23 protein-coding genes are annotated in these 22,443 nt (G+C 38.3%); 14 read left to right on the top strand and 9 right to left on the bottom strand.

Annotated features, from left to right (window positions below; translation table 11 throughout):
* The first annotated feature begins 37 nt into the window (after positions 1 to 37).
* The 3 genes from menB to OU989_RS16970 all read left to right on the top strand — a co-directional run bounded on the left by menB (position 38) and on the right by OU989_RS16970 (position 3,897).
* Complete coding sequence (gene menB, locus OU989_RS16980) at positions 38 to 856, top strand: 1,4-dihydroxy-2-naphthoyl-CoA synthase (protein ID WP_274794182.1); 819 nt, start codon at positions 38 to 40, stop codon at positions 854 to 856.
* A 262-nt stretch (positions 857 to 1,118) separates the two neighbouring features.
* Positions 1,119 to 2,543, top strand: a complete 1,425-nt coding sequence (locus OU989_RS16975) for an o-succinylbenzoate--CoA ligase (protein ID WP_274794181.1) — start codon at positions 1,119 to 1,121, stop codon at positions 2,541 to 2,543.
* 172 nt (positions 2,544 to 2,715) lie between these two features.
* A complete protein-coding gene (locus OU989_RS16970; protein ID WP_274794180.1) occupies positions 2,716 to 3,897 on the top strand; it encodes a transglutaminase domain-containing protein in 1,182 nt (393 codons plus the stop codon).
* Here the strand turns inward: OU989_RS16970 and OU989_RS16965 are convergent.
* The 4 genes from OU989_RS16965 to ytzI all read right to left on the bottom strand — a co-directional run bounded on the left by OU989_RS16965 (position 3,871) and on the right by ytzI (position 5,586).
* Entirely contained in the window at positions 3,871 to 4,902 is a 1,032-nt protein-coding gene (locus tag OU989_RS16965) for a metal ABC transporter solute-binding protein, Zn/Mn family (RefSeq protein ID WP_274794179.1), read from the bottom strand. The genes OU989_RS16970 and OU989_RS16965 overlap by 27 nt on opposite strands.
* A gap of 109 nt (positions 4,903 to 5,011) precedes the next feature.
* Positions 5,012 to 5,245 (bottom strand): membrane protein insertion efficiency factor YidD, encoded by a 234-nt coding sequence (yidD, locus tag OU989_RS16960; RefSeq protein WP_274794178.1) that lies wholly within the window; start codon positions 5,243 to 5,245, stop codon positions 5,012 to 5,014.
* The gene (locus tag OU989_RS16955; protein ID WP_274794177.1) at positions 5,242 to 5,403 is read right to left on the bottom strand and encodes a hypothetical protein; all 162 of its coding nucleotides are present in this window, start codon (positions 5,401 to 5,403) and stop codon (positions 5,242 to 5,244) included. Before OU989_RS16955 ends, yidD begins: the two co-directional genes overlap by 4 nt.
* Before the next feature lie 39 nt (positions 5,404 to 5,442).
* Entirely contained in the window at positions 5,443 to 5,586 is a 144-nt protein-coding gene (ytzI, locus tag OU989_RS16950) for a YtzI protein (protein ID WP_274794176.1), read from the bottom strand.
* A 136-nt stretch (positions 5,587 to 5,722) separates the two neighbouring features.
* On the opposite strand from ytzI, the gene OU989_RS16945 reads away from it, so the two are divergent.
* Positions 5,723 to 6,040: a hypothetical protein gene (locus OU989_RS16945; protein WP_016992524.1), complete on the top strand. Its 318-nt coding sequence runs from the start codon at positions 5,723 to 5,725 to the stop codon at positions 6,038 to 6,040.
* 45 nt (positions 6,041 to 6,085) lie between these two features.
* Here the strand turns inward: OU989_RS16945 and OU989_RS16940 are convergent, their stop codons facing one another.
* From OU989_RS16940 to OU989_RS16925, 4 genes are all read right to left on the bottom strand, one after another.
* Positions 6,086 to 6,757 (bottom strand): AroM family protein, encoded by a 672-nt coding sequence (locus tag OU989_RS16940; protein WP_274794175.1) that lies wholly within the window; start codon positions 6,755 to 6,757, stop codon positions 6,086 to 6,088.
* Between the two features lie 5 nt (positions 6,758 to 6,762).
* Entirely contained in the window at positions 6,763 to 7,905 is a 1,143-nt protein-coding gene (locus tag OU989_RS16935; protein ID WP_274794174.1) for an amidohydrolase, read from the bottom strand.
* Positions 7,902 to 8,972, bottom strand: coding sequence for an amidohydrolase family protein (locus tag OU989_RS16930; RefSeq protein WP_274794173.1), 1,071 nt, complete (start codon positions 8,970 to 8,972; stop codon positions 7,902 to 7,904). The genes OU989_RS16935 and OU989_RS16930 overlap by 4 nt, the downstream gene beginning before the upstream one ends.
* Before the next feature lie 62 nt (positions 8,973 to 9,034).
* Positions 9,035 to 10,636 (bottom strand): ABC transporter substrate-binding protein, encoded by a 1,602-nt coding sequence (locus OU989_RS16925; RefSeq protein WP_274794172.1) that lies wholly within the window; start codon positions 10,634 to 10,636, stop codon positions 9,035 to 9,037.
* A gap of 219 nt (positions 10,637 to 10,855) precedes the next feature.
* Here OU989_RS16925 and OU989_RS16920 point away from each other — a divergent pair, with 219 nt between their 5' ends.
* The 10 genes from OU989_RS16920 to OU989_RS16875 all read left to right on the top strand — a co-directional run bounded on the left by OU989_RS16920 (position 10,856) and on the right by OU989_RS16875 (position 20,256).
* A complete protein-coding gene (locus tag OU989_RS16920; RefSeq protein ID WP_274794171.1) occupies positions 10,856 to 11,818 on the top strand; it encodes an ABC transporter permease in 963 nt (320 codons plus the stop codon).
* A 2-nt stretch (positions 11,819 to 11,820) separates the two neighbouring features.
* The gene (locus tag OU989_RS16915) at positions 11,821 to 12,687 is read left to right on the top strand and encodes an ABC transporter permease (RefSeq protein ID WP_274794170.1); all 867 of its coding nucleotides are present in this window, start codon (positions 11,821 to 11,823) and stop codon (positions 12,685 to 12,687) included.
* A 17-nt stretch (positions 12,688 to 12,704) separates the two neighbouring features.
* Positions 12,705 to 13,727 (top strand): ABC transporter ATP-binding protein, encoded by a 1,023-nt coding sequence (locus tag OU989_RS16910; protein ID WP_274794169.1) that lies wholly within the window; start codon positions 12,705 to 12,707, stop codon positions 13,725 to 13,727.
* Positions 13,711 to 14,718, top strand: coding sequence for an ABC transporter ATP-binding protein (locus OU989_RS16905; RefSeq protein WP_274794168.1), 1,008 nt, complete (start codon positions 13,711 to 13,713; stop codon positions 14,716 to 14,718). The genes OU989_RS16910 and OU989_RS16905 overlap by 17 nt, the downstream gene beginning before the upstream one ends.
* 37 nt (positions 14,719 to 14,755) lie before the next feature.
* Entirely contained in the window at positions 14,756 to 15,709 is a 954-nt protein-coding gene (locus OU989_RS16900) for a DUF1177 domain-containing protein (RefSeq protein ID WP_274794167.1), read from the top strand.
* Entirely contained in the window at positions 15,702 to 16,970 is a 1,269-nt protein-coding gene (locus OU989_RS16895) for a M20 family metallopeptidase (protein ID WP_274794166.1), read from the top strand. The genes OU989_RS16900 and OU989_RS16895 overlap by 8 nt, the downstream gene beginning before the upstream one ends.
* A 133-nt stretch (positions 16,971 to 17,103) precedes the next feature.
* On the top strand, positions 17,104 to 17,865 hold the full coding sequence (locus OU989_RS16890; protein ID WP_274794165.1) for an IclR family transcriptional regulator: 762 nt from the start codon (positions 17,104 to 17,106) through the stop codon (positions 17,863 to 17,865).
* 11 nt (positions 17,866 to 17,876) lie between these two features.
* Positions 17,877 to 18,800, top strand: a complete 924-nt coding sequence (locus tag OU989_RS16885; RefSeq protein WP_274794164.1) for an aminopeptidase — start codon at positions 17,877 to 17,879, stop codon at positions 18,798 to 18,800.
* Between the two features lie 228 nt (positions 18,801 to 19,028).
* Positions 19,029 to 19,496, top strand: a complete 468-nt coding sequence (locus OU989_RS16880) for an NUDIX domain-containing protein (protein WP_274797370.1) — start codon at positions 19,029 to 19,031, stop codon at positions 19,494 to 19,496.
* On the top strand, positions 19,480 to 20,256 hold the full coding sequence (locus OU989_RS16875; protein ID WP_274794163.1) for an alpha/beta hydrolase family protein: 777 nt from the start codon (positions 19,480 to 19,482) through the stop codon (positions 20,254 to 20,256). The genes OU989_RS16880 and OU989_RS16875 overlap by 17 nt, the downstream gene beginning before the upstream one ends.
* Before the next feature lie 578 nt (positions 20,257 to 20,834).
* Here OU989_RS16875 and pckA read toward each other — a convergent pair.
* Positions 20,835 to 22,421: a phosphoenolpyruvate carboxykinase (ATP) gene (gene pckA, locus OU989_RS16870; RefSeq protein WP_274794162.1), complete on the bottom strand. Its 1,587-nt coding sequence runs from the start codon at positions 22,419 to 22,421 to the stop codon at positions 20,835 to 20,837.
* Between the last annotated feature and the right edge of the window lie 22 nt (positions 22,422 to 22,443).

The raw sequence follows: 22,443 nt of genomic DNA, 5'->3' as shown, positions 1-22,443 counted from the left end.
GTAACGAGACGAATTTAATGATATAGGAGGCTATTCAATGACACGTCAATGGACTACATTACATACTTATGAAGACATAAAGTATGAGTTCTATAACGGAATCGCAAAAATTACGATTAACCGTCCAGAAGTGCGTAACGCATTCCGTCCTAAAACGGTTATGGAAATGATTGACGCATTTTCACGAGCACGCGATGACAAAAATATCGGTGTAATTATTTTAACAGGTGAAGGCGAACATGCTTTCTGCTCAGGCGGAGACCAAAAAGTTCGCGGTCATGGTGGCTATGTAGGAGAAGATGAAATTCCACGTCTAAACGTTCTTGATTTACAACGTTTAATCCGTGTAATTCCAAAACCTGTAGTAGCGATGGTAGCTGGCTATGCAATTGGTGGAGGTCACGTTTTACATGTTGTCTGTGACTTAACAATTGCTGCTGACAATGCTCGCTTTGGACAAACTGGACCAAAAGTAGGTTCATTCGATGCTGGTTATGGCTCAGGCTATCTTGCTCGTATTATTGGACATAAAAAGGCACGTGAAATTTGGTACCTTTGCCGTCAATACGATGCACAACAAGCACTTGATATGGGCTTAGTCAATACAGTTGTTCCTTATGAGCAATTAGAAGATGAAACAGTTCAATGGTGTGAAGAAATGCTACAAATGTCACCAACTGCACTACGCTTCTTAAAAGCAGCGATGAATGCAGATACAGACGGCTTAGCAGGTCTTCAACAAATGGCTGGAGATGCTACACTTCTTTACTACACAACAGATGAAGCAAAAGAAGGTCGCGACGCTTTCAAAGAAAAACGTCAACCAGATTTCGGTCAATTCCCAAGATTCCCTTGATTCTAAAGGGTTTAAGGCTCGTATCTTTAGAGATACGAGCTTTTTCTATGCCTGGAAGCAAGGGGTTACGATAGAAGAAGCGGATAGAATTAATAAAGTAGTGGATACAGCCCGTAAAGTGATGGATAGAACTAGTAAAGTGAAGGATAGAGGAGCAGGACATTACAATAAAAGTAGCGAGTAGCATCCCTAAAATAACAGACATGCAAATAGACAAAATAGATGATTAAGCGTTAAGATGTAGGGGATTGGAGTGACGAAGATGTATCCAAATTGGATTTTACAGCGAGCATATTTAACACCGTTACGAAAGGCATTAGCTTATAAAAATCAAAGCTGGACTTTTCAGGAATTAAATGAATTATCTATAAAACGTGCTCGTCAACTAGTAGGGATCGGTATTCAGCAGGGTGATCGAATTGCAATTATGGGACCAAGTAAGCCTGAACTGGTCATGATGATGTATGCCTGCATGCATTTACAATGTGAAATGGTGATGCTTAATCGTAGACTATCGCCGGAAGAGCTGGCCTATCAACTAGAAGATTCAGAGGCAGTGACAGTGTTAATCGCAGATGAAGATATAGAGAAGTTGCCTCCTGAAACAGCCCATTACTTATTTTCATCGATTGAAAATGGGGGGGAAGGCGAGTTAACTATTGAAAAGGAATGGCCATTAGATCAAACAACTACTATTATGTATACATCAGGTACAACGGGCTTTCCAAAGGGAGTTCGCCAAACAGTTGGGAACCATCAGGCAAGCGCAACAGCCTCTGTTTTAAATATTGGACTGCAGCCTCAAGATGTTTGGCTTTGTGCAGTTCCTTTATTTCATATTAGTGGGTTTTCCATATTAGTACGTTCACTTTTATATGGTAATCAGGTCTATTTATATGATCAATTTGATGCAGAAGCGATATCACAAAACATTATAGACGGAGAAGTAACCCATATGTCGGTTGTCGCGGTGACGTTGGAACGAATCCTACATACGTTAGAGCAGCGCAATATGAAAGCTTCACCTCATTTTAAGCTAATGTTAGCTGGAGGAGGGCCGGTGCCTGTCGATTATTTAGCGAGAGCACATTCTCTAAATTTAGCCGTTGCGCAAACTTATGGGATGACAGAGACATCTTCACAAACGGCTACTTTGGCGAGTGAAGACGCCATGCAAAAAATCGGTTCTGCTGGCAAGCCTTTATTTTTTAATCAAATAAAAATTGCAGATCCTAATGATAAAGGTGAGGGGGAAATTTGTATTCGAGGTCCTCATGTCACACCTGGCTATATTGGCCGTTTTGCACATAAAAATGCCACGATTGATGGCTGGCTTCATACGGGAGATATCGGTTGTTTAGATGAAGATGGATACTTGTATGTGATTGATCGTAGGGCAGATTTAATTATTTCTGGGGGTGAGAATATTTATCCAGCAGAAATAGAAAATGTACTACTAACACATCCTGCGGTCAAAGAAGCGGGTGTATGTGGGGTAGATGATGAGCAATGGGGGCAGGTTCCCATTGCGTTCCTTGTGTTAAATGAGCCAGTGTCTGTTGAGCAACTACAGGCCTTTTGCTTACAAAAACTTGCTAAATATAAGATGCCTAAAGAAATTATATTTACAGACAGTCTACCGCGAAATGGAGCGGATAAATTGCTGAGAAGGAAGTTATTACAATAAAAATAGATGAAAAGAAGTCTTCGTATGGAGGCTTCTTTTTTATTTTGTTTTTAAAATTGGAAACGGCTAATCCATCATGCAAAACATTTAAACTTTTAGCATGAAATTAAACATTCATTAACATAATAAAAAAAGAGAGGCATAAACTATTTAGTAAAGGAGAATGACTCATATGAGGAAATATATATATAATGTTGTCATTATATTATTTGTTCTACAAATGAGTCATGTGCAAGTATTTGCAAACTATCAAGAAGATAATGTAGCAACTGCTCATTCAATTGAAACTCTACAATCTCTCATTAATAAAGAAGTTATGCAGCTCTCTACAGAATTCTCAATACGCTATACTGGTGACATATCCGAGATAAAAGATGAACTAACAGAAATTACGAAAACTGCGATTCAAAACTCTTATATTTATACTAATATTTCTAGTTTTAAATGGAAATACGATGGTTATAACAATAATATTGTCATCGAATTTGCATTTACCTACCATATTTCACAAACAGAGGCAGCTTTTGTTGAGCAAACTTTATCAACCATTACTGCACCTATGCATGGATTAAGTGACATAGAAAAATTACAGGCTGCACATGATTTTATTGTTTTAACAGCAGAATATTCTAAGGAAACAGAAGGAAGTCAATATTCGCCCTACACTTTGCTTACAGAAAATAAGGGAGTTTGTCAGGCGTATGCGTTAGTGTTATATCGAATGCTGGAGATGTTAGGGTTTGAAGTGCAATATGTACCAGGCAAAGTGGGTGAACAGCTTCATGCTTGGGTGCTAGTGAAGCTTGATCATGAGTGGTATCATATTGATGTGACGTGGGATGATCCATTGCCAGATCGTAAGGGTGAAGTACGCTATCAATATTTTTTAGTGTCGGATCGCCAATTATCACAAGACCATACTTGGGACTACGCCCGTTTCCCGGCAGCAACTAGTGAAAAATATACAGATATACAAAAAGAAACGAAAAGACAGAGTTTGACAATGCCTTTACAACAAAGCTTTAATCAAAATGCAGGGATTTCAATAATTGCAGAGAATAGGCAAGCAGTAACACAATTACAGCCTACAATGCTTGTGACACAAAAACAAACAGAGGAAAACCCTGTTGTTCTGCACGATTTTAATGAATGGCCAAAGGTAGTAGTAGAGAGTTTAGTAAATCATTCAAAAGCAAAACGTAAAACGATGCTAAAATCAACAAGTAAGCTAACGTCTATCTATCGTACGGAAAAACGTATGCCACAAGAAAAATACGTCATAATAAAGGAGGTGTCCCATCTATTTTCGGGGCACCTCCTTACTCATTTATTGATCGTTCAAAGCTTTTTCTAATGTTTGAATATTTTTTTGCATCAATGTGAAATACGTTTCATTATTTTTTTCATCATCAGCTGTTAGCACGCTTAAATTATGCAGTACAAGAGATTCTGCGCCAACTTCTTTTTGAATAACCTCTGCTAATTTAGAAGATACGTTTTGTTCAAATAAAATATAGTGTATATGCAATTCATTTGCTTTATCTACAATCTTTGTTAATTCTTTTTGCGATGGCTCATTTTGTGAATTTAAGCCGGCAATCGGCACCTGTGTTAAGCCATATTGACCTGCAATATAGCCAAATGCAGCATGTGATACAAAGAATGTTTTGTTTTGTGCTTTGTTTGTCATCGCTTTAAAATTATTATCTAAATCTTGTAGCTCTTTTACTAATGCTTCGTAATTTTTATTAAAAGTCGATTCCTGAGCAGGCATTTTTTCAACTAGTGTATTTTTAATAGCAAGTGCTAAATCTTGACTAATTGTAGGAGATAGCCAAACATGTGGATCGATGTCACCATGCTCATGCTCGTCATGTCCGTGTCCATCATGATCGTGCTCCTCCTCTGTAGCTGCGTGATCATGGTCGTCGTGTCCGTCTGCTTCATGTTCTTCTTCGGCATGAACATGGCCTGTGCTTACAGCTAACTTTTCATCTGAAACATTATCAGCAGTTGCCACCATTGTGACATCTTCATTTGCTAATGTTTTTTTAGCATTTTCCACAAAACCCTCTAGTCCTAAGCCAATATAGAAAAAGATATCGGCATCTGCTAAGTTCATCATATCTTTTTGTGTAGGCTCAAATGTATGTTCGTTTGCACCGGCTGGATAAATAGAAGAGACGTCAACATAATCGCCTCCAATACGTTGAGCAAAATAGCTTAAAGGATAGACAGTTGTATAGACTGTTAACGTATCCTTTTCCTCAGTCTTTTGGGAAGTCGTCGATTTGTCTCCGCATGCTGCAGTAAATACAGCAAGAACGGCAACGAGCAACACTAAATATAGTTTTTTCATATAAGAAAATCCCTTTCTTAAATAGTAATGATTACGATTTGTTTTTTAGAACAGTTCTTATAATAACCTACTCCTTAAAAAAGTACAAGAAAAAAATGCCCCTCGAAAGTTATTTCTTTTTCGAAGGCCATTTTTCAGGTACAGGATCAAAGCCACCAGGGTGGAACGGATGGCATTTGGATACGCGGGTAATAGTTAAGATAAAGCCCTTTATTGCCCCATGCTTTTGAAAAGCTTCTAGTCCATAAGAAGAGCATGTAGGATGGAAACGACAAGTAGGGGGCGTCATCGGTGAAATGAATTTTCGATAAAACTGAATGAGCCAAATAAAGGGGTATTTCATCGTTGTTCATCCTTTTGCTGAGACGTCATTTGTTCAGGCTTTGGATCAATTGTTTGCGTAAAAATATTATTTTTTTTCTTCATAATAATAATGACAGAAAGACCAAACATTAGCATCATCATGGCAATCATAATGATAATTGGTAAAGGTACACCCATTGCTTTCACTCCAAGTTTATATTATTAAAAAGGCTATGTTTATGGCTCTTCTTGATGATTTTGCTTCGGCCTTTCATCGATTGTATGTTTAAAGGCATAAGCACGGTTGACACTAATAATCGTCGCAATTGTAATAACAATAACAATAATAACTGCAATTATTAAGAGCGTAGTTAAACTCATAGTATTCACTCCGTTCTTTGTTCATCATACCTATTATAAATTATAGGGCCTTTTTAATTGTGAAGGAAGTTTGACATTCAAGCGAATAAAACGACTCCTTTCTCTCCATACTATGGAAAAAGGAGTGAATCGTAAGATGGATCGTCAGCGCGTATATTTTTCACTTGCCAATCGAACGTATTATACAAATCCATATGCAGGGCCGTGGAACTTTGAACTGAACGTAGATCGTCAAGCATTAGATGTTTTTGAAAGAATCTTTCAGCAAATGCAGCTGTTAGAAATTTCAAATGCATGGCGTGCCCAGCTACCGTATATACAGTATCACTTAGATAGAGAAAATGATGAAATAGATAAGCGATTAATGAAAATTTATGCACTCGTTCATGAATATGGGGATGATGATACAAAGGCTTTCGTGGAACAGCTTCCTTATTTCAATAAGCGTGTTTAAATAAAAAGGAAAAGGTCACTGAATGGACAGTGACCTCTTTCAATCTTAACTAATGGCTTTTAATATGGTAAAAACCGCTTCTCTCGGCACAATGATAGGTATAGAAAGTTGATCTTTAATAGTATTTTTCATTGTTGAAGAATAACCCATACAATCAAGAATAAGCAAATCGGCTCCCTTATCTTCTAATAGTCGTGCTTTTGCTAATAGATGTCGAGCATTGAAGTGGTAGGGGGAGCTTGCTGAAAACATTACATTGAACTGTGCTTTTTGCCATTTGTCAGCAACAGTATGTTGTTGTTCAGGCTCAGGACCTATTAAGCCAAGTGTTAATTCTGTATGTAACCCTTTTACTAAATTTGTCATCATACGATCAGGAAGTAATAGATTGTTAGAAGAAAGCTTATTCGTAAAGTCTCCAGTACACATAAGTAATACCCAAGTGAATTCGTGTAGCTTACTAATGCATTGCTGAATATAGGGCATAAGCTTTTGTTTACTTAACTTTACTTGCTCACCATTTGCTAGAAGTGTCACTAAAACATCTGTGTCTTTAATAGCTGGTGATAGCCTAGCAATTTCATCGGAAGAGAGTAAATCAAGTACACCGTATTCTTGAACATGGAGACCGGATTCTCTTAATTGCTGAATATCTTTAGCCATATCTTTGCGAGGGGCTTGACCAATTGTGACAACGGCAATGTTTGAATGTTTCAACGTGCTCACTCCGCTTCGTAATATTTTTTTCCATTTACATAAGTTTGTAAAACCTTTGCTTCTGTTTCAAAAATAGGGTGTGACCAAACAACAAAATCAGCATCCTTGCCTGCCTCCAGACTACCGATTCGGTGATCAAGCTGTACAAGCTTAGCAGCATTTATCGTAATACTTTTAATGGCTGTTTCTTCATCTAAACCATAGCGAATGGCTTCTGTTGCACAATATTTTAAATACTGAATCGGTACAAACGGATGATCCGTCATAATGGCAAAAGGTATATTATGCTCTTTAAAAATAGCTGCAATTGCTGGTGTAGAATGGCGTGTTTCATATTTAGATGGCGTTAGCATATAGGGACCAAGTGTTGCATGAAAGCCACTCTTCTTAACTGCATCAACAATAAGATGACCTTCTGTACAATGTTCTAAGTGAAGCTCTACATTAAATTCTTTGGCGATTCGTATAGCTGTCATAATGTCATCTGCACGGTGGCAGTGAATGCGAAGGGGCATGTCACCCTGTAGCACCTCAATAAATGGGCGTAACTCTGTGTTGTGGTTGATTTGATCCGTTTGTTCTTGTTCATTCAAGCGACTCGCACGTTGGAAACCATCTCGTAAAAGCTGGGCAATAGCCATTCGCGTCATTGGCTTTCTTTTATATTGATTGCCAAAGACATTTTTAGGATTTTCACCTAATGCTCCTTTTAATCCACTTCGCTCTATAAGAACACGGGAGGCGAGGGTAGGTCCTGCTGTTTTAAGGATGCTCCAAATGCCTCCGATAACATTAGCACTGCCTGGCCCAGTTTGCACAGTTGTCACGCCACCTTCCAGCGCATGCTGAAAAGAAAAGTGCCGAATATCTACACTATCTAAAGCATGCATAAGTGGTGTAAAGGGCTCACTATATTCATTGGCATCATTAATATCTTCGGTTACTTCTGCCCATGTTCCGACATGAGCATGAATGTCAATTAATCCAGGAGTAACATATGCTCCTTGTAGATCAATTAATTCAGCATCGGGAGGAGTATCCTTCGCTGGACCAACATAAACAATTCGCCCATCCTCAATCCATAACTGTTCAAAAATATTATTTTGTTCATCGACTGTGAAAATTTTTGCATGGTGATAAATAATCATTCTGTCAACCCTTCTTCCCGTGCATAAACTTTTGTCCCTTTAATATAAGTAGCGACAACTTGGGCGTCTAAATTTAATGGATGCTTATCCCATATGACAAAATCAGCTAGAAGTCCATCGCAAATAGCGCCTGTTTTATGGGCTATACCTAGAAAATTAGCAGCCCCTGTTGTTAATGCATACAGAACATCCTGGCGTGTCATTCCTTCTCTTACGGCTAGGCAACCTTCTAAAGTTAGGTGGGATGTACTACTAACAGGGTGATCCGTACAAAAAACAAATGGAATATGTTGATTGGACAGATGACGGTAAAGTTTTGGCGATAGTGCCATCATCTCATTATGCTCAATATAGCGAAATGTTGGTCCCGCAATGACCGTATTAAAGGATTCCCCCTTAAGTAAAGGAACTTCAGTACCATGAATAATATGAAAATCGAAAATAGTGCCAAATTCATGTTGAAGTCGTCCAACAAATTCAATATCTACTGCTTTATGGGCCCGAATAACAATTTTTTTAATCCGTGGCTCTTGCTGCTGAATTTGTTGCAATGTTTCCCTAACTATTTTGGCAATTCCCATACGAGTTAATGGCTTTTTCTTTTCAGCAAAAAATGTACTTTTTGCCTGATGGCCGATGGAGAAGGAATAAGCAACATCCTTTATCAGGACCATTTCATCGACCGTTGTATGTGTATGATGGATGATGGCTGTTTTCGCACCAATTAAGCTTTTAGGGGAGGGAACAATGTGCGATGCTGTTACTCCATGAGAGACTGCCTTTTGGAATGCTGCATCAAATGGATAAATGCCATCAACTACAGAATATTGAAGATGGGAATCAAATTCATAACTATCATCGCCCTCCCAGCGAATCCCTATTTCAGCTAAACCAATTTGTGAACAACTGTCGATAAAGCCAGGTGTAATATAATAACCATCTAAATCTATTTCTGTTTCAGTTGTACGAGAAGATTGTTCGAAGTATTGCCCCTGTACTTGAAACGACTGTTTATCAAAGCTACGAGTCTCAGAGTTAAAAACAAGTCCATTTATATATCGAGTCATTCGATCAGATCTCTCCTTATGAAGAGAAAAGCGGAGACAAGATCTCCACTTTTCTAGTTTAATTATTTTGCGATTGATACGTTCGTACCGTTTGGATGCACAATTTGTACGGAATTATCGGCAGAGACCTCAAAGCCCTGTACTTTTTTACTCACACCTGCAACAGTTTGAGTGGCTTCTAATTCGATACGTGGTACATCTGCTAATATTAGTTTTAACGCTTCTTGGTATAATTTTGCTCTTTCTTCTTGAACAACTGTTTCTGATACCGCGCGTTCTAATAATTTATCTACTTCTGGATTACTATAGCCTTTACCATTACCTAAAGCTCCAATTTGATTTGTGTGATATAACTGATAAAGGAAGAAATAAGGATCTGGATACCAAGTCCAGCCCCCAATGTTCATTGGGGCATTTCCTTTTGCTACAGTATCACTGTAAGTACCCCATTCAAGTACTTTAATTTCTACATCAATGTTTAGGTTTTTCTTTAATTGACTTTGGAAAATTGTAGCGTAAGGAACACGTGCTTCTGACACAAAAATCTCTGTTTTGAAGCCATCAGGATAGCCAGCCTCTGCTAATAATTTTTTAGCTTCTTCAGGATTATATTTTGGTACTAAATCAATTAACGATTGATCATACCCCCATGAACCAGGTGGTAATGGTAAGTAAGAAACATCTCCACCACCCCATTGGTTAACCCCAGAAATAATTTCCTCAACATTCGTTGCCATATAAATAGCTTCACGAACACGTTTGTCAGCAGTAGGACCTACCTTATTGTTAAGATCAAGATAAACAATAGATAGACCAGGATTCGTTAAAAGTTCAAGATTGCTATCTTGCTTGATGATTTCACGATTTTGGCCTTTAACATCCATGGCAATATCAATATCACCAGAACGTAATGCATTCGTCATCATGTTTTGATCTGAGATAAACTTCATTGTTAAGTTATCGATATTCGGCTTATCACCCCAATAATTTTCGTGACGAACTAGTTTTACCTCTTGATCTTTTTTCCATTCCTTTAATTGGAATGGACCAGTACCAATGAAGTGTTCAGAGAAGTTATCGCCCCATCCTTCGACCTCTTCTTTTGGAATAATGATATTTCCTGCATCCGTTAGCATAGCAAGGAGTGCAGCATTCGGTGTCGCTAAGTGAATTTCTACTTCATAATCTGATAACACTTTAACTTCCGTCACACCACTTAAACGATTCATAGCGGATTCTTTGGCAGAGCGCTCTAATGAATATTTAACGTCTTCCGCTGTCATGTCACGTCCATCTTGGTATTGACCTTTTTGGAATTTCACACCTTCGCGTAATTTGAACGTATAAACTAACATATCATCAGAAACTTTCCATTCTGTTGCTAAAGATGGAATGATATCAGATAAATCTTTGTTATAAACAACTAAAGTATCACCCATTTGACGCATAACTTGCGATTCATAAACCCCCGTATATTTGATAGGGTCAAATGTTTTGGCATTGGCTGAAAGGCCAATATTTAATGTGCCACCTGCAGTGACTTCTCCATCCTTTTCATCTGCTGAATTACTTTTCTCTGTATTCCCACCACAAGCTGCTAAAACACCAATTACTAAAGTTAAAAAGAGTAGTAGTAAAGATTTTTTTACGTTGATTTTCTTCATATACGCTAGCCTCCTTAATTTATGTTTCACAATATGAACCGTTGATTCAAAAATGGTAGGTTCGACAATAAAATTAGCACACTTGTAAATAGAAAGTAAATACAAAATTAAAAAGATTCAGAAAAAATATATTTACAAACAATTATTATGTAGTGTAGTATTTGGTTATTCACAATATGAACCACTGATTCTAATAATGAAAAGGAGGTCTTGCATAAGATGGGCTCATTTATTTTAAAAAGGTTAGTGAACCTTATTCCAACACTGCTAGTAGTAGGGATTATCGTCTTTATTATTACGCGAATGATTCCAGGCGATCCAGCTGCAGTTATGCTTGGGCCACAAGCCAGTGTGGAAGATGTAGAAAATTTAAGAGAAGAGCTAGGTTTAAATAAATCAATGCCTTCACAATTTATTTCATATGTAGGAGACTTGGCGCAGTTAAATTTAGGATATTCCTATTCTTATAGTGAGTCTGTCATCGGGCTTATTATCGAAAGATTTCCTAACACAGTCATACTTGCATTAGCAGCTTTGTTAATAGCCGTCATCATCGGAATACCAGCAGGCATCCTAGCAGCTAGAAAGCAAAATACAATCATTGATTATATTGTCATGCTTGTGTCATTAGTCGGTGTATCTATGCCAATTTTTTGGTTGGGGATTATGCTTGTCTTATTTTTCAGTGTCAATCTTGGTTGGTTCCCTGCGACTGGGATGGGGAATATCAGTGATGGTCTTTGGACATATGTGAAGCATTTAATCTTGCCAGCATTTGCTTTAGCAACAATTCCAATGGCGACCTTCGCACGGATTACACGTTCTAGTATGCTAGAGGTTATTTCACAAGATTATATTAAAACAGCTCGATCTAAAGGGATCAAAGAATATTTAGTGATTGGGAAACATGCATTGAAAAATGCGCTAACACCTATTTTAACGGTACTAGGTATGCAAATTTCAAATTTACTTGGTGGGGCGGTTTTAACAGAAACTATTTTTAGTTGGCCTGGTATGGGGCGGTTGATTGTAGACGCTATTGATAAACGTGATTTTGTAGTCGTACAAGGAACTGTCATTTTCATTGCGTTTATCTTTGTGCTTATAAACTTAATCGTCGATGTGCTTTATAAAGTTGTAAATCCTAAGGTCAACTTAGAATCGGATGGGGGGAAAAAATAATAATGACTCAAGCAATCGTCAATGAAACGAGAAAAAGAAATACATTGTTGCGGAAGTTGCTAAAAAATAAATTAGCATCAATTGGCTTAATTATTGTAACGTTGATGGGCATTATTGCTATTTTTGCACCTCTGATTGCTACCCATCCACCGAATGAAATGCTTGTTGGTAAATCATTTTTACCTATGAATACCGAAGGACATTTACTAGGAACAGATAACTATGGTCGTGATTTGTTTAGTCGGTTAGTTTATGGTACTCGAATTTCAATGATTGTTGGCATTGCAGCAGTGTTATTTGGCGCTGTGTTTGGCACGTTATTAGGCTTAGTTGCAGGATATTTTGGTGGTCGTATTGATTCTATTATCATGCGCACAATGGATGGTCTTTTCGCATTTCCATTCATTTTACTAGCGATTACGTTAATGACGGTATTAGGACAAGGGCTTGTCAATGTTATTGTTGCCATTGGTATTGCTAATATCCCAGGGTTCGCAAGGCTTGTTCGTGGCCAAGTATTAAGCGTTAAAGAGGAAGAATTTATCGAAGTCACTCATTCTTTAGGCGCTACACATAGACGGGTAATTTTTAGTCATATACTACCGAATTGTTTAGCACCATTAATTGTTTACGGAACGATGAGTACAGCAGGCGCTATTATTTCAGAGGCAGCCCTTAGCTTTTTAGGTTTAGGGGTTCAACCACCAACCGCTTCCTGGGGCAGTATTTTAAAGGATGGTAAAGACTTTTTAGTATTAAACCCCCAAATGGCAACATTTTCAGGTATTTGTATTTTACTAACTGTTCTTGGTATTAACCTTTTAGGTGATGGATTGCGCGATGCATTAGATCCGAAAATGAAAGTCTAATGGAAGGGGGTGGAGTCATGACTGAACGTTTACTAGATGTAGAAAATTTAACAGTAGAATTTAAAAGTAGCGGCTCTACGATGAAAGCTGTCAATGGAGTTAATTTACAATTAAATAAGAAGGAAACATTAGGTATTGTGGGAGAGTCAGGGTCAGGAAAGAGTGTGACTGCTACTGCTCTTATGCGTTTAATTCCATCTCCGCCAGGAAAGATAACGAATGGAAAAATTCAATTCAATGGCCGTGATTTAATGGCTATTTCTGAGAAAGAAATGCGTAATGTACGGGGCAATGAAATGTCGATGATTTTCCAAGATCCAATTACAAGCTTGAATCCTGTACTAACCGTGGGCAATCAAATTATAGAGGTCATCCAAGCACATGAAAATATATCGAAAAAGGATGCTGCTTTCAAAGCTGTAGATATGTTGAAAATGGTAGGCATTCCTGAACCTGAAAAGCGTTTGAAAATGTATCCACATGAATTTTCAGGTGGAATGCGTCAACGTGTCATGATTGCTATTGCACTTGCTTGTAATCCAAAGCTACTCATTGCCGATGAACCAACAACTGCACTAGATGTAACCGTGCAGGCTCAAATTCTTGATTTGATGAAGAAATTACAGCAAGAACATGATACAGCCATCATTATGATTACGCATGATTTAGGTGTCGTTTGGGAGCTTTGTGACAAAGTAAATGTCATGTATGCAGGACGTACTGTGGAATCTACAACGACAAGACAACTCTATGAAAAACCGTTACATCCTTATACTTGGGGATTATTAGAATCTCAAATTACAATGGGCACACAAGGTCAACAAAGATTACCAGCCATTCCTGGTAGTCCGCCAGATTTAACTATGCCACATAGCGGCTGCCATTTCTCAGCACGGTGTCCTTTAGCAACAGATCTTTGCCGTAGTACTGTTCCTGACTTAGTGGAAGTGCAGGATAATCATTTTGTGGCTTGTCATTTACAATCAAAAGAACAAATTGTCGCAAGGAAGGAGGGAATTTTTAATGCAACAGCACAATGAACTTGTTTTAAAGGTAAGTAATTTAAAAAAGCACTTTCCAATTAAAAGTTCAATTCCTTTTAAAAAATCGACTCAATTTGTGAAAGCAGTAGATGGCGTAAGTTTTGAGTTATATAAAGGAGAGACACTTGGGATTGTTGGCGAGTCGGGTTGTGGTAAATCAACGGTTGCCCGTTTAATCAACCAGCTGATTTCACCAACGGAGGGAGTCGTGGAGTTTAAGGGAACAGATTTAGCTAGTTTAAATACAAAGGATATCCGTTCTGCCCGAAAATCGATACAAATGGTTTTCCAAAATCCTTATGCATCACTGGATCCTCGTAAAACAATTGAATATCTCATTGCAGAGCCTTTAGTCATCCATGGTATGGGTGATGAAGCATCACGCAAAAAGCGTGTCATTGAATTACTTGAAACAGTGGGATTAAGTGCATACCATGCAAAACGTCATCCACATGAATTTTCGGGTGGTCAAAGACAACGCATTAATATTGCTCGTGCCCTTGCACTCAATCCAGATATTGTTGTATGTGATGAACCTGTTTCAGCGTTAGATGTTTCCGTCCAAGCACAGGTTATCAATCTATTAAAAGATTTACAGAGAGATTTCGGCTTAACCTATATATTTATCTCACATGATCTAAATGTCGTGAATTATATGTGTGATCGCATTGCAGTTATGTATTTAGGTAAAATTGTGGAAATTGGCACATACAAGGAAATTTATGAAAGCCCTCAACATCCATATACACAAGCCCTGTTATCAGCCATTCCTAAGGAAAATCCTTTCGATTCAAAGGAACGGATTATTTTATCGGGTGATGTTCCGAGTCCGGTAAATCCTCCGAGTGGCTGTGCATTCCATAAGCGTTGTCGCTTTGCTACAGAAAAATGTGCAAAGGTCCAACCTACACTTGATACAGTGACAGCGACACATCAAGTATCATGTCATTTATTCAAGTCAATACAGCAAGAAGTATCATCGATATAAATAAAATTTAGTTAATAGAAAAAGGAGCGGACTAATTATGTCATTGAAGCATGTTATTGAATTATACGAGGTAATGGATAGTATCAATGTAAATGGAGAAACAATTAAAGAGTATTTACACGATATTGATTCAAAAGCAGATGTCAAAGTAAAAACGATTCAAGGTGAAAGTGGCTCAACAGATTTTGTTCGCGTTCTAGTGAAAGGAAAGAATGGTAAATCCTCAGGTGGGAATGCACCTACATTAGGAATTATTGGTCGTTTAGGGGGTATTGGAGCACGCCCTGAAATGACAGGCTTTGTATCGGATGGAGATGGCGCTCTAGCATGTATGGCAGGAGCAGCTAAAGCCATTGATATGGCCCTTAAGGGTGATCAGTTAGAAGGAGATGTTATTTTCTCGACGCATATTTGTCCAACAGCACCAACCTTACCACATGAGCCGGTGCCATTTATGAACTCACCGGTGGATATTAGTGTCATGAACGAAAATGAAGTAGAAGATACGATGGATGCGATTCTCTCGATTGATACAACAAAAGGCAATCAAGTGTGTAACCATAAAGGGTTTGCTATTACACCAACAGTCAAAGAAGGTTACATATTGAAAATTAGTGATGATCTTTTACATGCTTATACGCAATCAGCAGGAATTTCACCAGTTGTACTGCCGATTACGATGCAAGATATTACACCTTATGGAAATGGTCTATATCATATTAATAGTATTTTACAACCAGCTGTTGCAACATCCAGCCCTGTTGTTGGTGTGGCGATTACTACAGAATCTGTCGTGGCAGGCTGTGCGACAGGTGCAACACATGTTACAGATGTTGAAAGTGTTGTGCGATTTGTCTTGGAAGTAGCAAAAACATACGGTGCTAAGAAGTGCTCCTTCTATGATGAAGAACAATTTACCCATATGAAAAATTTATATGGTAGTATGAGTCACTTACAAACGAAAGGAAATGAGGTGCACACACATGAATGATTTACAAGCACTGAAAATGCAATTACTCGATGCAGTCGAAAATCATCAAGATGAATTAATTGAATTTTGTTCAAAACTTATTCAAATTCCCAGTGTCAACCCTCCAGGAGATACGACTGAAATAACAGCCTTTATCGAAAATTATTTACATGAAGTGGGCATTACGTACCAAAAATATGAAGCTGCAGATAAAATGTTTAACTTGGTTGCCTCTATTGGTAATGGTGAAGGAAAAGAACTTGTTTATTGTGGTCATACAGATGTTGTACCTGTGGGCGATTTATCGAAGTGGGATTTCGATCCATTCTCAGGAGAGGTAAAGGATGGCTGGATGCTTGGTCGTGGTGCAAGTGATATGAAAGCTGGTTTAGCGGGTATTATTTTTGCGACAAAGCTACTGAAGAAAATGGATATTGAATTACCAGGCAAATTAACGTTGGCGATCGTACCAGATGAAGAAACGGGTGGAGAATATGGTGTTCCTTGGTTGTTAGAACGAAGTTTAGTAAAAGGAGATGGCTGTTTAATTGCAGAGCCGTCTTCACCGTTGAATCCTACAATCGGACAAAAGGGCTCTTACTGGTTTGAATTAGAAGTACGTGGGGAACCAGGACATGGAAGTCTATCTCCTTTAGCTGGACGAAATGCTATTGTCGATGCCATTCGAGCTATTCAAGAGATTCGTACATTATGGGATATGGACATTTCCATTCCTGAAGAAGTACAGCCACTTATCGAAGTATCAAAGAAATACATGCGTGAGGTGGAGAAAGATCGATTGAAATATCAAGATGTTTTAGAGAAAATTACTGTAAATATTGGTACAATTGAGGGAGGTACGAAGTCCAACGTTATCCCAGATTATTGTAAGGTACAGGTTGATTGTCGCTTACCTTTTGGTATTACACAAGAACAAGTAACAGAAATTTTGAAGAATAAACTAGATAGTTTAGCTATCGATTATTCGATTCAACGTTTTGGCTTCAAAAGCGTAGCGAATTATACGCCAGCTGAAAATCCTGTGTGTCAATCGATTGTGGACAATATTTCATTTGTTACAGGTCAAGAGGCATATGGTGTGATGCAATGGGCAAGCAGTGATGCTCGACATTTCAGACAATATGACATTCCTGTATTACAATATGGTCCAGCGTATTTGCCAAGTATTCATGGTTATAATGAAAAAGTGCGTGTTGAGGATATCGTACGCTGTGCAAAAGTATATATTACTGCTGCTGTTGATTTCCTATATCAAAAGTAAGAGATTAGCTACTCTCTTACTTTTGATAAAGTGATATCAGGTGCTGACGGCTGCTAAATCTTTCAATTATTCCCCCTTAAGCGAAAGATTTGCAGCCGTTTGTACAGATAAATAGATCAGAAGGATGAGAGATATGCTAAAGACGTTAAATTTATCAATTGCAGTTTTAAAAATGTTTACAAAGGAAAAGCCCACATGGGGCGGAAGAGAGTTAGCAATGGCGATGAATATGAATCATACAAATTTATATCGCATTCTTGAAACCTTTGAAAATAATGGCTTTATTACGAAAGATCCCGTAACTAAAAAATACTCACTTGGTATTGCATTATGGGAAATTGGTATGAATATGTATGATTCATTAAACATAGATCAGCTATGTATGCCAGTTCTTGATCAATTAAAGGATGTCACTGGTGAAACTGCTATTTTTACAGTTTTGAATGGACTGGAAGCGTTAACATTACTAAAAGCAGAACCTGTAAATAAGGTGAAATTTACTGTTTCAAGAGGGAGTAGGTCGCCGCTTTACGTAGGGGCCTCCTATCGCTCTATGCTTGCATTCCTAAATGAAGAGCAAATTGCAAAGGTTATTGACGAACCCTTAAAAGCCTATACAAATAATACAATGACAGATGCCAATGAAATACGGGCAGAGCTTGAAAAAATACGTGCATGTGGTTATGCACTAAGTAATAGTGAATACTCTGTCGACGTCTTGGCGCTCGCTATGCCAATATTCAATAGTGAAGAACAGGTTGTCGCCTCGATTACTGTTTCGGGACCCATCTATCGTTTTACCGAGGAACGTGTTCCAGAGGTGTTAGGCCCTTTAACAGAGGCCAGAAATGAAATAGAAGGAATTATTCGGAGATATCATTTGAATTTTAATTAAGGAGTCCTATTATGCAACATTTACATGACATTGCACTTACTATCTTAAAAGGTAATTTAAATGTTCAATCATCAGAAACATTATTGATTTTGACGGATATTCACAAGCAAGACATTGCGAAAATTTTTTATGAAGCTGGGCTGACGATTACAGCTAAGACAATGTTTATGGTCATGCCGTTACTAGAAAAATCTGGTCAGGAGCCAATCATTGCAGTATCGACACTTATGGCTAATGCTGATGTTACGCTTTGTATTACCTCACATTCCTTAACTCATACAGCGGCACGTAAAAATGCCTGTGAGCATGGTGGACGCGTAGCGACAATGCCAGGTGTTACATTGGAGATGCTTGAGCAAGGTGCACTTCATGCAAATGCACAGGAAATAGAAGAGTTGGTGGGAAAATATGTCCAACTACTCGATGCGGCAAACGATATTCGAATTGTTAAAGGTGGACATGAGTTGACCTTCAGTGTAGAAAAACGTGTAGGAATTCCCTCTACAGGTATCATTCGTCAAGCAGGGGAGCACGGGAATATCCCTTCAGGAGAATCCTATATTGCCCCAATCGAAACATCTGCAAATGGCGAAATTTTAGTGGATGGTTCAATTGCTAATATTGGTGTTCTAAAGGAGCCATTATTATTAAAAATCAAGAATGGACGTTTAGAAGAGGCAATTGGCCCAGATGGTCCACAATTACTGCAACTACTGGGCGAAGGTAATGGTAGAGTAATCGCAGAGTTTGGCATCGGAGCCAATAAAAGTGCAATCCTATGTGGTAATGTATTAGAGGATGAAAAGGTGTATGGAACAATCCATATTGCATTTGGCAGTAATGTGCCATTTGGTGGGGCAAATGCGGCAGATGTTCATATTGATTGTGTTGTAAAAAGTCCTGTTGTTTATTTTGATGGGAAGCAAGTAATCTAAGCGAAAGCGTGTCTTCGTATGAAGCACGCTTTTTTGCTTGCTGTAATTTAGAGTTGCTTGTCTTTGTTGGATTACACTATAGTTAACATAGATAAGCTAGAGGATGATAATAATTAACATCTAGTGTCCATTATAAAAAGGAATCAACGAGAGATTCTGTCCATAAAATAGGAGCAATGAGTGATTGTTGCTTCTGTTTTCATCAAGAAAGAACGTGAGGGTGAAACTATGCTAACATTTACAGATTTACATGGCCTACAAGTCGATTTAAGTTTTTCAAGAGGGGAATTTGAAGTAGAGCCCAAGCATGTCCTTGTTTTTTTAAAGCATGAAAATAAATGGCTATGTACCATCCATAAACGACGTGGTGTAGAGGTGCCAGGGGGCAAATTAGAGGAGGGCGAAACCTTAGAGGAGGCAGCTATTCGGGAAGTTTTTGAGGAGACGGGTGTCCATGTGAAAAATCTGCAATGGTTCGCAGAATATGCGGTTCACGATGAAGTGAAATTTTGTAAAACAGTTTTTACTGCACAATTTGCAGGTCAAGAGCATATTGAATTTGATCTAGAAACATCGGGCATGCTTTGGTTAACAGATGAAGAATTCATCCATCATCCTAACTTAAGCTTTCATATGAAGGATGAGGGCATGAGAAAAATGCTGGAGGAGTTGAAACATCGTGACAAACAATGGTGAAATTGTAGAAAAGCGAGCCTATCCTTCACCAAATCCAGCCATACGGTTAACTGAAATAACTTATTTATCACAGGGTTTACGTATAAAAGGATTATTAGCAGAGCCAAAGGCAGAAGGTACATATGATGGCTTTTTATATTTAAGAGGGGGCATGCAAAGCATTGGAATGGTAAGACCATCACGTATTGCTCAATTTGCAGCTCAGGGCTTTATTGTGTTTGCTCCATACTATCGTGGAAATCGTGGTGGAGAAGGTCGTGACGAATTTGCAGGTGCAGACCGTTACGATGCAGTCTATGCTGTAGATGTTCTCAAACAATTTTGCAATGATAATATACATGTTTTTGGTTTTTCCCGTGGGGGAATTATGGCTCTTTGGACAGCTATTTTAAGAAAGGATATCACCTCTGTCGTCACATGGGCAGGTGTTTCTGATGCAACAGCTACTTATTGGGAGCGAACAGATATGCGAAGAATGATGAAACGGGTGATTGGAGGAACACCGAATCGTGTACCTGAAGCTTATGATGCACGAACACCGCTTTTCGAAGTTGAGCAAATAACAGCTCCAGTATTAATTATCCATGGCTATCGGGATGAAAATGTTGATATCGAACATGCTAGACAATTGGCCTTTTTCTTAGACGAGGCTAATAAAACATACGAAACATGGTATGACCCTAACTATGCCCATCAATACCCACCTGCTAAAAATCGAGAAACCGTCCGCGCTCTTTGCCAATGGATGAAACAACAATAATTGAAACAAAGAAAATTGAAGTATGTAATTTGAGAGAACAAGAAGGCTTCTTGTTCAAAGTGGCAAGGCGAGGGGTTGATTTCCGTTCCGCCGGCGTCCTTTCCAGGGGGCGTCCGATAAGCCGCTTCACTCACTTCGTTCGCTCCAGGGTCTTATCTGTGACGCTAATCCCCTAGGAGTGACGCAGGCTCCACACCAATCAATCATACTGCAAAGGTATTTTTCTTTGTCCTTCTTTCTAACAGGAACAAACAATAAGCCCATCCTATCTAATTTATAGAGAGGATGGGCTCAAACTCTATTTATTGTTTTATTTTGCTAAAAAACTTTAAATATCGATTTTTTCTACCTTTATTCGGGTACAGATATTCTATAACAGGTATGAAATGAAAAAAGGAGTCAATAAAACTGAAATTGACCAAAATTACTTTTATCAGGTTATGCCTTTTTCCAAGTTAACACTAGTAATCATGCAATTGTAGTTAACTTAAAAATAATCATACGTAACTCCCTATATTATCATTAAGAAAAAAGAAAAAGAGAACGAGTGAAATCGTTCCCTTTGTTCTGTATATAGTTTATTTTAATGGGCCACCAAGTGTAATGATAGCTTCAGAAACGTTTGTGAATTTCTTAAAGTTTTCATTGAATAGACCTGCAAGTTCAGCCGCTTTTTCATCATAAGCAGCTTTATCTGCCCAAGCTTCACGAGGGTTTAACACTTCAGAAGGTACACCTTCAACTGCTGTTGGAATGTGTAAACCAAAGACAGCATCTTGTGTTGTTTCTACATTTGTTAATTTGCCATCGATTGCTGCACGTACCATTGTGCGTGTGTAAGAAAGCTTCATACGGCTACCTGTACCATATTCGCCACCAGTCCAACCAGTGTTTACTAGGAATACTTGTGCGCCGTGCTCGTCAATCTTTTGACCTAACATTTCTGCATACACTGTTGCAGGAAGTGGAAGGAATGGAGAACCGAAGCAAGTAGAGAATACTGGTTCTGGTTCTGTTACACCACGTTCAGTTCCAGCAAGTTTAGAAGTGAAACCGCTTAGGAAGTGGTACATTGCTTGCTCTTTTGTTAATTTACTGATTGGAGGTAATACGCCAAACGCATCAGCTGTTAAGAAGATGATAGTTTTTGGATGACCTGCAACAGATGGATCAACAATATTTTCGATGTATTGGATTGGATAAGCAACACGTGTGTTTTCTGTTAATGAACCATCATCATAATCACAAATACGAGTTTCTGGGTCAACAGCTACGTTTTCTAAAACAGAACCGAAGCGGATTGCATTGTAGATTTCTGGTTCTTTTTCAGCAGAAAGGTTGATTGTTTTTGCATAGCAACCACCCTCAATGTTGAACACTCCATTATCAGACCAGCCATGTTCATCGTCACCGATAAGCTTACGATCTGGGTCAGCAGATAAAGTCGTTTTACCAGTACCAGATAGACCGAAGAATAATGCCACATCGCCAGCTTCACCAACGTTTGCTGAACAGTGCATTGAAAGGATTCCTTGTTGTGGTAATAAGTAGTTCATGATACCGAAAATAGATTTTTTCATTTCACCAGCATACTCAGTACCACCAATTAAAATAATTTTCTTTTCAAGTGATACAATGATGAATGTTTCAGAAGATGTACCATCAACTGCAGGATCTGCTTTAAAGTTAGGAGCAGAGATAACTGTGAAGTCTGCAACATGAGAAGCTAATTCTTCTTTAGTTGGACGGATAAATAATTGATGAGCAAAAAGATTGTGCCAAGCGTATTCATTAATCACTTGAATGCTTAATTGAGAATCTTTGTCAGCACCTGCAAAGCCTTTGAATACGAATAACTCGTCACGTTCTTTTAAATATTTTATTACTTTTACATATAGGTTATCGAACACTTCAGAAGAAATAGGTTGGTTGACTTTACCCCAGTCAATTTGATCTTTTGTGCTTTCTTCTTCTACCGTATATTTATCTTTAGGTGAACGACCAGTGTATTTGCCAGTTTCTGCACGAACTGCGCCATCTACTGTTAACATTGCTTCACCACGAGATGTAGCTTTTTCTGCTAATTGTGGTACTGAAAGTTGAACATTAATGTTACCGCCGTTTAATAATTCCTTCAGTTCGTTTGCAATTTCTACTGAATTCATCGATTAAATACCATCCTTTTTT

The sequence above is a fragment of the Lysinibacillus irui genome, from assembly GCF_028877475.1.
Taxonomy (GTDB): Bacteria; Bacillota; Bacilli; order Bacillales_A; family Planococcaceae; genus Lysinibacillus; species Lysinibacillus irui.
This window is presented reverse-complemented; position numbering and strand designations above follow the sequence as displayed.

Coding starts and splice junctions, on each gene's coding strand:
- menB (WP_274794182.1), top strand. CDS start 38: ATGACACGTCAATGGACTACATTACATACTTATGAAGACATAAAGTAT.
- OU989_RS16975 (WP_274794181.1), top strand. CDS start 1,119: ATGTATCCAAATTGGATTTTACAGCGAGCATATTTAACACCGTTACGA.
- OU989_RS16970 (WP_274794180.1), top strand. CDS start 2,716: ATGAGGAAATATATATATAATGTTGTCATTATATTATTTGTTCTACAA.
- OU989_RS16965 (WP_274794179.1), bottom strand. CDS start 4,902: ATGAAAAAACTATATTTAGTGTTGCTCGTTGCCGTTCTTGCTGTATTT.
- yidD (WP_274794178.1), bottom strand. CDS start 5,245: ATGAAATACCCCTTTATTTGGCTCATTCAGTTTTATCGAAAATTCATT.
- OU989_RS16955 (WP_274794177.1), bottom strand. CDS start 5,403: ATGGGTGTACCTTTACCAATTATCATTATGATTGCCATGATGATGCTA.
- ytzI (WP_274794176.1), bottom strand. CDS start 5,586: ATGAGTTTAACTACGCTCTTAATAATTGCAGTTATTATTGTTATTGTT.
- OU989_RS16945 (WP_016992524.1), top strand. CDS start 5,723: ATGGATCGTCAGCGCGTATATTTTTCACTTGCCAATCGAACGTATTAT.
- OU989_RS16935 (WP_274794174.1), bottom strand. CDS start 7,905: ATGATTATTTATCACCATGCAAAAATTTTCACAGTCGATGAACAAAAT.
- OU989_RS16930 (WP_274794173.1), bottom strand. CDS start 8,972: ATGACTCGATATATAAATGGACTTGTTTTTAACTCTGAGACTCGTAGC.
- OU989_RS16925 (WP_274794172.1), bottom strand. CDS start 10,636: ATGAAGAAAATCAACGTAAAAAAATCTTTACTACTACTCTTTTTAACT.
- OU989_RS16920 (WP_274794171.1), top strand. CDS start 10,856: ATGGGCTCATTTATTTTAAAAAGGTTAGTGAACCTTATTCCAACACTG.
- OU989_RS16915 (WP_274794170.1), top strand. CDS start 11,821: ATGACTCAAGCAATCGTCAATGAAACGAGAAAAAGAAATACATTGTTG.
- OU989_RS16910 (WP_274794169.1), top strand. CDS start 12,705: ATGACTGAACGTTTACTAGATGTAGAAAATTTAACAGTAGAATTTAAA.
- OU989_RS16905 (WP_274794168.1), top strand. CDS start 13,711: ATGCAACAGCACAATGAACTTGTTTTAAAGGTAAGTAATTTAAAAAAG.
- OU989_RS16900 (WP_274794167.1), top strand. CDS start 14,756: ATGTCATTGAAGCATGTTATTGAATTATACGAGGTAATGGATAGTATC.
- OU989_RS16895 (WP_274794166.1), top strand. CDS start 15,702: ATGAATGATTTACAAGCACTGAAAATGCAATTACTCGATGCAGTCGAA.
- OU989_RS16890 (WP_274794165.1), top strand. CDS start 17,104: ATGCTAAAGACGTTAAATTTATCAATTGCAGTTTTAAAAATGTTTACA.
- OU989_RS16885 (WP_274794164.1), top strand. CDS start 17,877: ATGCAACATTTACATGACATTGCACTTACTATCTTAAAAGGTAATTTA.
- OU989_RS16880 (WP_274797370.1), top strand. CDS start 19,029: ATGCTAACATTTACAGATTTACATGGCCTACAAGTCGATTTAAGTTTT.
- pckA (WP_274794162.1), bottom strand. CDS start 22,421: ATGAATTCAGTAGAAATTGCAAACGAACTGAAGGAATTATTAAACGGC.